The organism is Enterococcus sp. AZ020 (assembly GCF_050499205.1).
Classification (GTDB): Bacteria; Bacillota; Bacilli; order Lactobacillales; family Enterococcaceae; genus Enterococcus_L; species Enterococcus_L dunnyi.
Genome location: NZ_JBIPAT010000001.1, coordinates 3,631,587 through 3,646,915, shown reverse-complemented (window position 1 = coordinate 3,646,915; position 15,329 = coordinate 3,631,587). Strand labels below are relative to the sequence as shown.

The following is a 15,329-nucleotide window of genomic DNA, read 5'->3' as shown; positions in this document are numbered from 1 at the left end:
GGAGAGAAATAATGACAGAAGCACATAAATCTGGATTTGTGGCTATTGTAGGAAGACCAAATGTTGGAAAATCTACTTTATTGAATCGTATCGTCGGACAAAAAATTGCGATTATGAGTGATAAGGCACAAACAACGAGAAATAAAATTCAGGGGATCTATACGGTTCCTGAAGCGCAAATCGTTTTTATTGATACACCAGGAATTCATAAGCCTAAACATCGTTTGGGGGATTTTATGGTGGAGACTGCCTACAGTGCATTACGTGAAGTAGATGCAACTTTGTTTATGATCAGTGCAGATCAAAAAAGAGGTAAAGGTGATGATTTTATCATCGAGCGTCTGAAAACGATGAACAGTCCTGTTTACTTAGTCATCAATAAAATCGATACGGTTCATCCAGATCAATTGCTGGGAATCATCGAAGATTATACAAGCCAAATGACATTTACTGAAGTTGTGCCGATTTCTGCCACAGAAGGAAATAATGTCGATCGTTTGATGGATGTTTTAGTTTCTCAAATGCCTGAAGGTCCGCAATATTTCCCAGATGATCAAGTGACAGATCACCCGGAATATTTTATTGTTTCTGAATTAGTTCGTGAAAAAGTTTTGCTTTTGACTCGAGATGAAATTCCTCATTCAGTTGCAGTAGTTGTTGATTCGATGAAACGCGATGAGAATGATAAAGTCCATATCCAAGCGACGATTATCGTTGAACGAGATAGTCAAAAAGGGATCATCATAGGTAAAGGTGGTAAAATGCTGAAGCAAATCGGTACAAAAGCGCGGCAAGATATCGAACACTTACTGGATGATAAGGTCTATTTAGAGCTTTGGGTAAAAGTGCAAAAAGATTGGCGCGATAAAAAAGTTCATTTGCAGGATTTTGGGTACCGTAAAGACGATTATTAATGAAGGAAAGAGGATGAGAGAAAAGGATTTATTTCTGAAAGAGATGCTTTTTTCTCAACTTTTATTCAGGTTTAGAGATCGAAACAAAACTGATTTTTGGTTTTGTCCCGGTCTCTTTTCTTAAGATATGCGAGAACGGAGGTTTGAAGATGACATTAGGTGAAACAAAAGGAATTATTCTTTTTACGAAGGATTACAAAGAAAAAGATAAATTAGTCAAGATTTTCACAGAGTCATTTGGCAAATTGATGTTCTTTGTAAAAGGAGCACATCGGAAGAACAATCCGATCACTCCTGCTATTTTACCATTTACAGAAGCTGTTTATATTGGGGATTTTAGAGAAGAAGGACTATCTTTTCTAAATGGCAGTAAAGAAGTTGCACCATTTCGGAAAATTCAGGAAGATATTTTTATCAATGCCTATGCAACGTACATCTTAAATTTAGTAGATGCGGCTATCGAAGATCGTGTATACGATCCTAACTTGTATCATTTCACTGTTCAGGCGCTAACTTTGCTAAATGATGGGAAAGATGCAGAAATCATCACCAACATTTTTGAGATCCAGTTGCTCCATCGTTTTGGTATCACTCCTGAATGGTCTCATTGTGCAGTTTGCCAGGAAACAAGAGGGAAATTTGATTATTCATCAAAGTATAGTGGTGTTCTTTGTGAACGTCATTGGCAGTTAGACGAGCATCGTTATCATGCAGATCCTAGAGCGGTTCACTTTGTTCGTTTGTTTTCCGCAATTTCCTATGATAAAGTCCAAGATATCAATGTAAAAGCTGAAACAAAAACAGCGATTCGACAAATGATCGATGAATTGTACGATGAATATGTAGGAATTCATTTAAAGAGCAAGAAATTTATTGATCAAATGAAAAGCTGGGAAGATACTTTACGTATCCCAAAAAGAAAAGACAACGATAAATTAGATGAACAGTTAAACGATTGATCGTTGAGAATTTTTCGGTTTATTCTTTGATACTATAACAAAATCATTTGACAACTTACGCCGTAAAGATTATGATTAAGAAGAATTAAATACGTACATTGATAAAGAGGAGTAAAAGGATTTGCTTGTTTAGCGAGTCTGGGAGAGTGTGAGCCAGATACTAGCAGCTTTTGAAGGGCGCTTTTGAGTATGATAAATAAAGCTGTCGGCAAATGCCGGAAGTAGGGTGGAACCGCGATTATTCGTCCCTATGTCTCTAAGAGACATAGGGATTTTTTTGATTTACTGAGAAACACAGTGAATGAAATGAACTGATGTGGAACAGTACAAGACTTTCGAAGAAAGTGTTGATCATTATAGTTATCTAGCTACATGAGCCAGTCTCTCGAGAAAAAGATAAAACCTGAATGAGGCAAAAAGCGCCTCAGTAATGTTTTTCTATTTTCTTGTCGAGACTAAACAGGCTCATTCCGCTTTTAAATGTTATCTAGCTGCACAAGCCAGTTTTTCGGAAAAAAGATAAAAATAAATTGTGGCAAAAAGCACCACATTTTATTTTTCCTATTTTTCTGTCAAAACTGAACGGCTTGTTCCGCTTTTAAATGTTATCCAGCTGCACAAATCAATCCTCAGGAAAATAGATAAATTGTCAGTGAGGTAAAAAGCACCTCAAAGGCAATTTCCTAATTTTCTACCGGATTAGACGATTTGTTCCGCTATTATAGTTATCTAGCTGCACAGGCTAGCTCTTCGGAAAAAAGATAACTATTGAGTGAGATAAAGAGCATCTCAATCAATAATTCCTATTTTTCTGTCAGAGCTGGGCAAGCCTGTTCCGCTTTTATATTAAGCCAGCTATGAAAAGGTCAAGTAAAAACGAGTATTTTTTTTAGTTATTTGTTGTGCAACTGTAGTGCACGACAAATAAGCCTAGCATATAGTTTAAAATTTTCTAGGCTTCAGTTTCAGAAGTTAAACGAACTTCATAAGGTTTATCCGTTGTCCAAATAGCGAAAATAATGTTCACAAGCTTACGACAAACGGCTCCAATAGCTGTTCCGTGGGATTTCCCCCGAGTTCTAAGACCTTGGTAATAAGCGGATAAAGCAGGATCTTTTTGAGAAGCAATAAAAGCTGCTTGCCAAATAGCTCGGCGTAAATAGGGGGAGCCTCGTTTTGACAGATGATTTTGGGTACCTGTAAAATCACCAGACTGATGGACAGAGGCATCTAGTCCTGCGAAAGCAAGCAATTGATTTGGGCGTTCAAATCGATGAATATCGCCCACTTCCCCTATGATAACTGCGGCAGTTATTGGACCAATTCCTGTAATAGTCGTGAGGAAATTTTCTTGTTTTTCAACAATCCGAACCATTTCATCTTCAAGCTGATGAATTTGTTTTTCAAATAATTGAATCTGTTCTAAAAGTAATTGAATTTGAAGCTTGAAAACATCTGTCGCAATGCTAATACCGAAAGAAGACTCTGCGATACCTTTTAGCTGATTCACTTTTTGTTCCGCTTTGGATCGCCCTAGGCGACCATTACTCGCTTGATTCAGCAGTTGGATTAATTTATCGGAGTCAATTTCTACCAAATCCTCTGGCAAAGGAGATTGAAGTAATAACTGTGTAGAAGATTTTCCGAACATATCGGAAAAAAGCTGATTATATTCTGGAAACACTTGATCCAAACAAGCAATAACTTTCCGTTTCAAGTCCGACATATTATCAACAACGCTGTAACGAAACCGTTCCAACTGTTTTAATTGAAAAATTTCTTCTTTAGGCAGTTGGGTTGGGTCAGGTAAGTCCATACGCATTACTTGTGCAATTAAGACTGAATCCACGGTATCCGTTTTGGTTTTACGGATATAGAAATTTCGAAGAGAATCGGATTGAATCGGATTAAAAGCTGTTACATGAAATCCCAATCGATGTAGAAATGAATAAATCGATAACCAATAATGACCAGTTGCTTCCATTCCAATCATAGTAGTATCAGGCAATAGTTCATACTGATTAATAAATTGTAGGAGCTGTTCACTCCCGCGTTTAGAATTGGCAAAGCGAAGTGTTTTTCCAAGTAGTTTCCCTTGTTCATCAAGTAGAGCTGCTTCGTGGTTTCGTTTTCCAATATCAATACCGATAAAGAACATACAATCAACACCTTTCAACAAGAGTTTACAGATAAGGTTTTCCTCAAACTCTAGGGACGATATAGCCTCGTGAGAGATTCAGAAACACGGTTCTATCCAGCTCATTCATATACAGTCCGTAGAGAAGAGGCATCAGTCTTAATTAGGAAGACAAAGCTTCAAGGAGGAAAAACTATGCCCTCTATCTGTACGAAATAATCATACCCCAACGGGGATGAAAACAAAATATCAGAATAAATCTGATAACTTTATTATACGAGGAGGATCTCAATGGAGAAGAAACTTACTGTGCAAGATATGATTTTAACGTTACAAAAATTTTGGTCGTCAAATGGCTGTATGCTCATGCAGTCCTATGATACGGAAAAAGGAGCGGGAACGATGAGTCCGTATACTTTTTTACGAGCGATCGGACCTGAACCTTGGAATGCGGCTTATGTTGAACCGTCACGTCGTCCTGCTGACGGTCGTTATGGAGAGAATCCTAATAGACTTTATCAACATCATCAGTTTCAAGTGGTGATGAAACCTTCACCAGAAAATATCCAGGAGCTGTATCTAGAAAGTTTAGAATTGCTCGGAATCGATCCGTTAGCTCACGATATTCGTTTTGTGGAAGACAACTGGGAAAATCCTTCAATGGGCTGTGCTGGTCTGGGCTGGGAAGTTTGGCTTGACGGTATGGAAATCACTCAGTTTACCTATTTCCAACAAGTGGGCGGGTTAGCTTGTCATCCAGTGACATCTGAGATCACTTATGGGATCGAACGACTAGCTTCTTATATTCAAGAAGTTGAAAGTGTGTATGATCTAGAGTGGACCAATGGCGTAAAATATGGTGAAATTTTCAATCAGCCTGAATACGAGCATTCAAAATACTCATTTGAAATCAGTGACCAAGAGATGCTGTTAGAAAACTTTGATAAATTTGAAAAAGAAGCAAAACGCTGTATCGATGAAAATTTAGTGCATCCAGCATATGATTATATTTTAAAATGCAGTCATACCTTTAATTTACTGGATGCTCGCGGAGCAGTGTCCGTGACTGAACGTGCAGGATATCTTGCACGTATTAGAAATATGGCACGTGCAGTAGCGAAGATTTTTGTTGCAGAGCGTGAGAAATTAGGATTCCCATTATTGAATAAAAAAGAACAAGTTACGAAGGAGGCAAACTAATATGGCGAAAGATCTATTACTCGAAATTGGATTGGAAGAAATCCCAGCACATATTGTCACTCCAAGCCGTTTACAATTAGAACAAAAAGTAGTGAAATTTTTAGAAGAAAATAATTTAGTATATGAAACAGTTCAAAGTTTCTCAACGCCTCGTCGTTTAGCTGTTCGTGTCACTCAATTACCTGAACAACAAGAAGACACACAGGAAGAAGTCAAAGGACCAGCAAGAAAAATTGCTCAAGATGATCAGGGAAATTGGAGTAAGGCTGCCGAAGGTTTCGTTAGAGGGCAAGGACTAACAACAGACGCGATTACGTTCAAGGAATTGAATGGAGTAGAATACGTATATGTCACAAAGCATAATCATGGTCAAAAAACGATTGATGTATTAAGTGGATTAAAAGATGTGATCACAAGTCTGACATTTCCTGTAACGATGCATTGGGCAAACTATGATTTTGAATATATTCGTCCGATCCATTGGTTGGTTGCACTCTTAGGAGACGAGATCATTCCTTTTTCTGTTTTGGATGTGGAGACAAGTAATCAATCGCGTGGCCATCGCTTTTTAGGTGATGATGTGACAATAATGCACTCTAAAGAATATGAAGCGAAACTGAAAGAGCAGTATGTGATCGTCGATCCAGCAGAAAGAAAAGCGATGATTGTTGCCCAGGCTGAACAATTAGCAGAAAAAAATCATTGGACCTTAGATTTAGATGGGAAATTACTAGAAGAGGTAACCAATCTAGTTGAGTATCCAACAGCTTTTGTTGGTGGTTTTGATGAAAAGTATTTGTCTGTGCCAGATGAAGTTTTAGTGACATCAATGAAAGAGCATCAACGCTATTTTGAGGTACGTAACGATCAAGGGATGTTATTGCCGCATTTTATTTCAGTTCGAAATGGAAATGATGTACACCTTGAAAACGTCATCAAAGGAAATGAAAAAGTGTTGATTGCTCGTTTGGAAGATGCTGAATTTTTCTATAGCGAAGACAAGAAATTAACGATCGAAGAGTGTGTCGATAAATTGAAACACGTGACCTTCCACGAGAAAATTGGAACGATTTATGAAAAAATGCAGCGTGTGGGTCTTATCGGACAAGTGATCGGTAAAGAAGTTGGTCTTTCTGAAAATGAATTGACAGAGTTGAAACGTGCTTCTGAGATCTATAAATTTGATTTAGTCACTAACATGGTGGGTGAATTCCCTGAACTACAAGGAATCATGGGAGAAAAATATGCCTTACTTCAAGGAGAAACTCCTGCAGTGGCCCAAGCGATCAAAGAGCATTATATGCCGACTTCAAGTGAAGGTGACCTGCCTGTTTCTGATATTGGTGCAGTCTTAGCGATTGCAGATAAGTTAGATAGCGTCTTTTCATTCTTTGCTGTGGGAATGATCCCTAGCGGTTCGAATGATCCGTATGCGCTACGTCGTCAAACATATGGTGTGATCCGCATTATTGAAAACAAGAACTGGAGATTCCCGCTTGATCAATTACAAAGAGAGATCGATGCTGCGATCAATGCAGATGACAGAAAATATGGTATTCAATTGAACAGTGGACAAGCAGAAGTTATTGACTTTGTCAAAGCTCGTTTGCGTCAATTATTATTGACGAAAGATGTACGTCATGATGTGATCGATGCTGTGATTTCAGCAGAACAAAAAGACTTAACGAAACTTTTTTCATCAGCAGCGATCATCAAAAATCATTTGTTGGATAAAGAATTTAGACCATCGATCGAAGCGTTGACTCGTGTCATCAATTTAGCCAAAAAAGGACAAGATCAATCAGCAGAAGTAGATGTGACCTTGTTTGAAAATGATGCTGAAAAAGAGCTGAACAAGGCGGTCAATGCTGTGGAAGCTGGCTTTAAAGACAAGACGATGGCCGAAAATTATCAAGCGTTAGTTGATCTACGTCCATTGATCGAGCGTTATTTTGATGAAACCATGGTAATGGTCGAAGATGAGCGTGTAAAAACAAATCGTTTGAATGAACTGAATCGTATTGCTAAAATGGCTTTATCTTTAGCAAGTTTAGATTTATTGATCGTAAAATAATATAAAAAGTGAAAAAGACTTCCCTATTAGTGTCTGTTTTTCTTTCATGAGCAAAATAGTTTTCTAATTTTTTTAAGCATGATACGATTACCTTATCAATTGATAAGGTAATCGTATCATTTTTTATTTTAGGAGGGAACATACATGAATTTTTCATTTAAACTTTTTGGTACCACCGCTTTAGTTTTTTTGATTCTTGATTTTATCTGGCTATTTTTGATTTCTAAGAAAATGTATCAAAATTATTTAGGTGATCTAATGGGACAAACCAAAATTTTACCAGCTGTACTATTTTATCTCATTTATGTCATTGCTGTACTATTTTTTGTCATCCAACCAGCGATCGAAAAGGAAAGTTTGCTTTTTGCGATTGGAGCTGGTGCTTTATTTGGCTTAGTTTGTTACGGAACGTATGATTTAACAAATCTAGCAACGTTGAAGAACTGGCCAGGCATTATAACCATCATTGATCTAATTTGGGGAATGTTTGTAACAGCGACAACTTGTGGTATCACTGTTTATCTTGCCGAACATTTCAACTGGAGGTAATATACCCATGGAAAAGGAAACGGTTAATCAAATGATCGATCATCAAGAATTATTATTTGCCTTTCAACAAGGGGCAATTCAATTGATTAACGAGAAAAAGGAGTTAAATCAAATCAATGTTTTTCCAGTATCAGATGGAGATACCGGCAGTAATTTAGCATCATTGATGCAATCGATACTAGAAGTAACTCATGAAGAATCACAATCAGTTCTTGATGTTTTTGAAAAAGTTGCTGATGCTGCTTTGATTGGAGCTAGAGGAAATTCCGGTATTATTTTTGCACAATATTTTAATGGGATCTACACCCATTTATTGGATTCAGAGGAAAAAAATTCGGTGAAAAGTCTTGTGAGTAGTATGAAATCTGCTATTAGTGAGGCGTACCAAGCAATTGAAAATCCTGTAGAGGGAACGATCATTACAGTAATGCGTTCATGGGCAGAAGCATTAAACGAAGGTGAGCAAAGATCGACGCTTGAAATGAAATTAACTAAAGCACTTACTGCTGCAAAAGAAGCGTTGGAGAATACGACAGAGCAGCTAAAGGTGCTAAAAAAGAACCAAGTCGTAGATGCTGGTGCACAAGGATTTTACGTCTTTATCAAAGGATTCACGCAAGCCTTTATCGATAAAAAAAATGGAAGTCAGCATGTAGTAAGTGTTGAAACGCCATCTGATCCAGCATTTCAAACTATGACACACCCTGACACGGAAGAACCGGCCTATCGTTATTGTACCGAAATCCTTTTAGATCAAGTTGCTTTAACAAAGCAAGAAATCCAAGATAAAATCAAACATCTGGGAGATTCATTGATCGTGGCGGTCAATCGTGGCAAGGCAAGAATTCATATTCATTCGAATCAACCTGCTAAGGTTTTGGAAATAGTCGGTGAAATTGGAGATGTGCGACAGCAAAAGGCAGATGATATGCTATTACAGTATCAAATCAGTCAGGATAAAAAAGCTTCTATTGCTCTAGTCACTGATTCGATTGCAGATTTGCCAGCAGATTATTTGTTGGAAGAACAAATCCATGTTTTACCCATGAATATTTTATTAGGTGAAACTAGCTATATCGATAAAGTGACGATTCAAAATCAACATCTTTTCACTTTGATGAAAAAGCAGCACCAACGTGCAACAAGTGCACAGCCCGCGGTAAGAACTGTTGAAAACCTCTTTTCGTTTTTAGAAAATAAGTACGATTCGATCATTGTTATTACTGTAGCGGACAAATTGAGTGGAACGTATCAAGCGGTGAAACAGGCAGTAAAAAGAACGACATCACAAGCTCGTATCGAAGTGATCGATTCTAGACTAAATTCAGGTGCCGAAGGACTTTTGGTGATGAAAGCAAATGAGTGGATCAAAGAGGGATTGGCTTTTGAAACGATCGTTGAACGAATCAAGGCGAAGCGGGCGCATATAAACATTTTAGTGAGTGTTGATGATCTGAATCCGATGATTGATTCGGGAAGAATTCCGCAAATCGCAGGGAGAGCAGCGAAAAAAATAAATGTAAAGCCAATCGTTAGTTTAAGTGAAGAAGGCGAAGGGAAGCTCAGTGACTTTTCGTTTAGTTTAGAAGGAAATGAACGAAAAATTTTCAAAAAGCTAAAAATGATGCATAAGTCTCAAGGGATAAAAAGCTATTCCGTCCTTCATGCCGATTCTTTTGAAAAAGCTGAGGTTTGGGGCAAAAAATTAGAGACAGAATTTAGTTTGCCAGCAAGTTATATCATGGATATTTCTTCAGTTGTTGCGTTAAGTGCAGGACAAGGTTGTGTTGCAGTAGCAGTTGAATTAGCAGATAAAGGAGGAAATTAGAATGACGATTTGGATCATAAGTGGGGTACTATTTGTTTACTTCACGGCATTGTTCTTTTGGGCACAATATTTGAAAAATAATTCGATCGTGGATTTAGCATGGGGAATCGGTTTTGTCATCGTTGCACTAACAGGTTATTTGATCATGCCGAATAAAACAAAAGTAAGTACGATCATCGTAAGTTTAGTTGCAGTTTGGGGGATTCGCTTGTTTCTTCACCTAGCGAAAAGAAATATTGGTAAGCCGGAAGATTATCGCTATGTAAATATGCGTAAACGTTGGGGCACACATTTTGCCAAATTGAAAGCTTACTTGAATGTTTTTGTATTACAAGGTGTGTTGCTGATGATCGTATCATTACCGATTTTATTGGTCGTTACAGGATCTTCCAATTCATTTTACTGGTGGAACGGAGCTGGAATCGTTATTTGGTTACTTGGCTTTGGTTTTGAGGTGATCAGTGATTATGAATTAGCAAAATTTAAACAGGATAAAACGAATCATGGAAAGTTATTGACAACTGGTTTATGGTCGTTGACTCGACACCCAAATTATTTTGGTGAAGCACTTAGCTGGTGGGGCATCTTTTTGATCAGTTTGAATGAAGTGCGGAATGTTTGGGGAATCATTGGGCCTTTGACGATCACCTTATTATTGTTATTTGTTTCGGGTGTACCTTTGCTTGAAAAAAAATATAAAGAACGTCCTGACTTTTTAGCATATGCAGCAAAAACCCCAAAGTTTGTCCCTTTTATTGGAAGGAAAGGATTATAAAGAAGGAGGAGTTAACATGAACCAGATGAAAAAAGAGTTGTATCAGTGGCTGGTACCGATCATCTATGTTGTAATGATCGGTGTAAATGCTGCTGCGGTCTTATTGCCGATGAATGGAATGACGACACAAGAAGTTTCAGATAGTTATTCAAATTTGTTTGCTCCAGCAGGACTTACGTTTTCGATTTGGTCAGTTATTTACTTACTACTGGGTGCCTTTGTTGTATATCAATGGATAAAACCAAAAAATGGGTCGATTTTAGCCGATAGACAGATAGCGCAAAAAATACGTATAGTCTTTATTATTTCTTCAGTTTTGAATAGTCTTTGGTTAGTTGCTTGGCAATATTTATATATCAATATCACGATTTTTATTATGTTGGGATTATTGATCACCTTGATTTATTGCAACAGAATGCTAGCGATGATGTCTTTGACTAAGGGGGATTACTTTTTTATACGTTTGCCATTTAGCGTGTATTTTGGCTGGATCACGATTGCAACGATTGCGAATATCACTGCTTTTTTAGTTGATAAAACTATTGCTTTTTTACAAGACAATCAGCAAGTCTGGACAATAGTCATTTTACTTGTTGGTGTGGTGATCATTGGTGCAACAGTTATCAAGAATAGAGATATCGCTTATGGAATAGCTACACTTTGGGCGTATTACGGTATATTAGTGAAGCATCGTTCAGCAGATGGCTGGAATGGTGCCTACCCAATGATCATTACGACCGTTATGATTTGTTTATTGCTGATTTCACTCTTCTGTTTGTATGATTTATTTCTTTTATCTAAAAAGAAAGCTAGCTGATATGTTTTTCTTCAATTATTTCTGTTAAAATAAGAGTCATATCAATTATAGGTGGCAATGTAAATGGAAAAAGAAATAGTAAACACGAGAGATCGAATCATTCAAGTAGCAACTAGATTGTTCATGGATAATGGTTATTTAGGGACATCTACAAGACAAATTGCGCAGTTGGCCGAAGTGACGCAACCTAATTTGTATCATCATTTTAAAAATAAAGAAGAAGTCTATATCGGTGTCATTGAAACCTTATTAAGTGATGTGAATGAAGAATTAGTTGTGATAGTGGAGGATCAGACGCTGGATACAGTTAGCAAATTAAAAAGATTTGCTGAGTGCTTAAAAACAAAACATCCTTTTGATTTTGATTTGATGATGCATGATTTTAATACAAAATTGATGAAAGAAACCCAATATAAATTATTTATACTTTGGAATCAATCCTATAAAGAGCCGTTGCTCCGTCTGTTTAAAACAAGTGATTTTCCGATACGTTCCGGAGTATCTCCTGAAATAGCAACAACTCATTTCTTGAATACATTATCACCATACATCAAAGCAGAGCAGCGGACAACAACATTGACGATTGATCAAGTTGTGGATTTATTTTTAAATGGTATCACAAGTAACGAATAAAGCAGAAGTTGGAGCGGATTCTCAAAAGAGTATTTCTGCATTTGCTGTCTATTTGTTTTAAAAAGGACTGAGACCTAACTCTAAAAGTTACGTCTCAGTCCTTTTCTTATTTTCTATTTTGTTTACCAGCGTTTCGACCTTTAGGTGAGCTAGTTGTTTTCGTAGGTGTTTTTTCTGCTGGTTTCAAATCAGCTGGAGTAACATCTTTTCTAGGTGTTACCACTTGTTTAGGCGGATTCTTTTTCAATTCCTCCGCAACCTGCGCTTTGATTCTTGGTTTTAATAATATGTTTGTAATAAATGTTTGGATACAAGTGAAAATACCGCCGACTACCCAATATAGCGTAACGCCTGCTGGCGAGCTGATAGACATAAAGACGATCATCAAAGGTGAAACGATCAACATAGATTTCATCGTTTTCTTTTGTTCTTCTGGAATACCGATCGTTGAAAGATACCCTTGTAGTAAGTAAGCAACTCCGGCTAAAATAACGAAGATCATACTTGGTTGACCAAGATTGACACCAAGGAAGCTAGCTTCACTGATACCTTTCGTATAACGAGCTGCAAAGAATAAGGCAGAGAAAATCGGCATTTGGATCAATAATGGTAGACAGCCGATACCGCCCATCATACTCATGTTGTTTTCTTTATAGACAGATTGTAATTCTGCTTGCGCCTGCATTTGTTCTTCTCGAGTGGTCGCTTCTTTTAATTTTGCTTGTGCAGCATCAAGTTGAGGCTTGATCGCTTGCATTTTTTCTGTTTGGATCATACTTTTTTTCGATTGGCTCAAGCCTAAAGGCATGATGACCAGTCGTACTATGATCGTGATGAAGATAATGGCCCAGCCGTAGTTCCAGTTGAAATTATCAACAAGATATGTAATGGCGCTGCTCATTGGTTTTACTAGGAAGTTATAAATGATTCCTTCACCTGTTGGTTGACCATCAGATCCAGTTTTTACACAGCCTGATAAAAACAATACCAAGGTGAATAGGCCGGAACCCAGTAGCCACTTATTTAATTTTTGCATTTCACTCTGTCCTTTTCTAAAAAATTTGCACATGTCTAACTATACTTGAAAAAGCGTTTTTTTTCAATAAAAAATAGAAGAATCCGCCTCAAGTCTGAGTAGGATCCTTCATAATTGCTTTCGACTAGTTAGTGACTTTAAAAGAAGAATATTCTTCGAGTAATGGGTCGTCTTGTAGATCAACATAAGTTACTCGCCCAGCAGGACTAGGTGAGTCTTTGACTCTTTGTATGAATTCAGCCATTTTTTCATCTGTGCCGAATGCTTCTATTGAAACAGAACCATCGTCTTCATTTCGGACGGTTCCTGCTATACCAAGCTCATCTGCAGCAAGCTTAGTCATATAGCGAAAACCTACACCCTGGACTCTGCCTTGAACATTCATGCGTACTTTTCTCATAAGTGTGCACCTCGCTTTTAACTTACTATCAATGATAGCGTTTTTTTGATTATCTGACAAGTAAAGTAGTGATTGTTTGAGGTGAAATAGTCATGGTATAATAAATGTTGGTGAGGTGTAAAAATGAAAGAAATTTTGTCCAGCAAAAATACAATGATAAAAGAATTAAAAAAATTAAGAATAAAAAAACATCGTGAAGCGCAACAACGCTATTTGATAGAAGGTTTTCATCTGATCGAAGAAGCAATCGAGGCACATGCTGAAGTCGAGTGGATTTTGATCAATCAGCGTGGGATAGAGGAATGGGCTGAGTGGATTGCTTTACATGAAGATGAACGCTTTATTTTCGTGACAGAAGAAATTTTAAGTTCTCTTTCTGAAGTACCGACACCTCAAGGGATGCTAGCAGTTGTTAAGATGCCAGATCAGGAACAAGGGATGTCTCATCATGGGCGTTGGCTATTGTTAGATAATGTTCAAGATCCTGGAAATGTGGGTACGATGATTCGCACAGCAGATGCTGCTGGGCTGACTGGCGTTGTCCTAGGCTCTGGTTGTGCAGATATTTATAATACAAAAGTTCTTCGGGCGATGCAGGGCAGTAATTATCATTTGCCGCTCTTTCGTTTGCCGCTTGCAGAAGTAATCGAAGGATTTCAAAAAAACGGAATTTCTGTCTATGGCACTGAATTAAATAAAGAAGCAGTTGCTTATCAGACATTACCTAAACAAGAAAATTATGCTTTGATCATGGGAAATGAAGGACAAGGGGTCTCAAGAGAACTATTGGAAATGGTCGATCAGTCTGTTTATATTCCGATCGTCGGAAAAGCAGAATCATTGAATGTTGCGATTGCTGCTGGGATTTTGATGTATCATTTCTTGTGAAAAAAATTTTAAACAAAAAGATAAAATAACAAGGAGAAATTCTTGTTATTTTTGTTTGAAATATTGGCGCAGAAGCAGTATAATACTTTAGCCGGCAAGCGATGAAAAGAGCATAGCTATGTTTTTTATAATGATGGTAAATAGAAGTAAGTTTGCTAAATTTGAAAGAAGGAAACAAATATGAAAAGAACGTTGCTTATGTCGATGGTATTACCGTCGTTGTTATTAGTAACAGCTTGCAGTCAACAAACTGCAACAAAAACAAGCGAAAGCTCTTCACACACACAAGAAAGTACAACAAAAAAAGAAGCTGGTCATTTTGATTATGATGCACAGGAAGAGTGGGAGCAGGTTGCTGGGAAAATGCAGTCGCCGATCGATATTCCGGCTTCATCATCAGTAGAAATGACTGATAAAGGCGGAATCACACTTGACTATAGTGCTAAAATCACAAAGGCTGAAAATAATGGTCACAGCATTCAATTGACTGATTCAGGTACAGCCGTGATCAATGGACGAAATTTTGAATTGACTCAATTCCATTTCCATGCTGAGAGTGAGCATACTGTTGATGGCAAGCATTATCCAATGGAAGCTCACTTTGTCAATCAAGCACAAGATGGAAGACTTGCGGTGATCGGTGTTTTCTTTGAAAAAGGTCAGGAAAACAAAGGATTCCAAGAAGTATTAGATGACGTGAAGAACCAAAAAGATAGTGAGATCACAGATATCGAAACAATGTTCCCTGAGAATAAAAGTTACTATCATTACCTAGGTTCACTTACGACACCGCCACTTTCTGAAAACGTGGAGTGGTATGTGCTTAAAAATCCTGTCGAAGTTTCTGCTGAACAAATCAAAGATTTCCAAGAATTCTATGATCATAATAATCGCGAGATCCAACCGTTGAATGATCGTGTAGTATTGTCTCATAATGAATAGTCTACTATAGTAATGCTCGTCTGACTTTAAAAAATAGGATGAACAAAGAGACTGCACTAAAGTTCAAATATGAAGTGATTGAAATATAGCAGATATGTTATGTCTCAGTCACTTCTTTTTAATGGAGTTGTAGTCAACGGAAGTGAGAGGCAGTCTTTACATAAATTCAGAAAAACC

Annotated in this window: 14 protein-coding genes; 11 read left to right on the top strand and 3 right to left on the bottom strand. The window is 37.5% G+C overall.

Annotation, left to right across the window (positions count from 1 at the left end):
* The first annotated feature begins 11 nt into the window (after nt 1-11).
* Together era and recO are read left to right on the top strand one after the other, a co-directional pair.
* Complete coding sequence (era, locus tag IGI58_RS17405) at nt 12-914, top strand: GTPase Era (protein WP_087640212.1); 903 nt, start codon at nt 12-14, stop codon at nt 912-914.
* A gap of 149 nt (nt 915-1,063) precedes the next feature.
* Nucleotides 1,064-1,873, top strand: coding sequence for a DNA repair protein RecO (recO, locus tag IGI58_RS17400; protein WP_429952431.1), 810 nt, complete (start codon nt 1,064-1,066; stop codon nt 1,871-1,873).
* Nucleotides 1,874-2,825: 952 nt separating this feature from the next.
* Here recO and IGI58_RS17395 read toward each other — a convergent pair.
* Nucleotides 2,826-4,031, bottom strand: a complete 1,206-nt coding sequence (locus tag IGI58_RS17395; protein ID WP_429952432.1) for an IS110 family transposase — start codon at nt 4,029-4,031, stop codon at nt 2,826-2,828.
* A 270-nt stretch (nt 4,032-4,301) separates the two neighbouring features.
* Between IGI58_RS17395 and glyQ the strand changes: the two genes are divergently transcribed.
* The 7 genes from glyQ to IGI58_RS17360 all read left to right on the top strand — a co-directional run bounded on the left by glyQ (nt 4,302) and on the right by IGI58_RS17360 (nt 11,886).
* The gene (gene glyQ, locus IGI58_RS17390; RefSeq protein ID WP_429952433.1) at nt 4,302-5,210 is read left to right on the top strand and encodes a glycine--tRNA ligase subunit alpha; all 909 of its coding nucleotides are present in this window, start codon (nt 4,302-4,304) and stop codon (nt 5,208-5,210) included.
* Nucleotide 5,211: 1 nt separating this feature from the next.
* Entirely contained in the window at nt 5,212-7,284 is a 2,073-nt protein-coding gene (glyS, locus tag IGI58_RS17385) for a glycine--tRNA ligase subunit beta (protein WP_429952434.1), read from the top strand.
* A gap of 144 nt (nt 7,285-7,428) precedes the next feature.
* A complete protein-coding gene (locus tag IGI58_RS17380) occupies nt 7,429-7,833 on the top strand; it encodes a DUF2177 family protein (protein WP_225533872.1) in 405 nt (134 codons plus the stop codon).
* A gap of 7 nt (nt 7,834-7,840) precedes the next feature.
* Entirely contained in the window at nt 7,841-9,661 is a 1,821-nt protein-coding gene (locus IGI58_RS17375) for a DAK2 domain-containing protein (protein ID WP_429952435.1), read from the top strand.
* 1 nt (nt 9,662) lies between these two features.
* A complete protein-coding gene (locus IGI58_RS17370; protein WP_429952436.1) occupies nt 9,663-10,436 on the top strand; it encodes a DUF1295 domain-containing protein in 774 nt (257 codons plus the stop codon).
* A gap of 16 nt (nt 10,437-10,452) precedes the next feature.
* Nucleotides 10,453-11,253: a tryptophan-rich sensory protein gene (locus IGI58_RS17365; RefSeq protein WP_429952437.1), complete on the top strand. Its 801-nt coding sequence runs from the start codon at nt 10,453-10,455 to the stop codon at nt 11,251-11,253.
* Between the two features lie 63 nt (nt 11,254-11,316).
* Nucleotides 11,317-11,886: a TetR/AcrR family transcriptional regulator gene (locus IGI58_RS17360; protein WP_429952438.1), complete on the top strand. Its 570-nt coding sequence runs from the start codon at nt 11,317-11,319 to the stop codon at nt 11,884-11,886.
* 106 nt (nt 11,887-11,992) lie between these two features.
* On the opposite strand, the gene yidC is transcribed toward IGI58_RS17360, so the two are convergent.
* Complete coding sequence (yidC, locus tag IGI58_RS17355) at nt 11,993-12,922, bottom strand: membrane protein insertase YidC (RefSeq protein WP_087640204.1); 930 nt, start codon at nt 12,920-12,922, stop codon at nt 11,993-11,995.
* Between the two features lie 124 nt (nt 12,923-13,046).
* Complete coding sequence (locus IGI58_RS17350) at nt 13,047-13,322, bottom strand: acylphosphatase (protein WP_087640203.1); 276 nt, start codon at nt 13,320-13,322, stop codon at nt 13,047-13,049.
* 123 nt (nt 13,323-13,445) lie between these two features.
* Here IGI58_RS17350 and IGI58_RS17345 point away from each other — a divergent pair, with 123 nt between their 5' ends.
* Both IGI58_RS17345 and IGI58_RS17340 read left to right on the top strand, forming a co-directional pair.
* On the top strand, nt 13,446-14,210 hold the full coding sequence (locus IGI58_RS17345; protein WP_429952440.1) for a TrmH family RNA methyltransferase: 765 nt from the start codon (nt 13,446-13,448) through the stop codon (nt 14,208-14,210).
* A 180-nt stretch (nt 14,211-14,390) separates the two neighbouring features.
* A complete protein-coding gene (locus IGI58_RS17340; RefSeq protein WP_087640201.1) occupies nt 14,391-15,152 on the top strand; it encodes a carbonic anhydrase in 762 nt (253 codons plus the stop codon).
* The last annotated feature ends 177 nt before the right edge of the window (nt 15,153-15,329 follow it).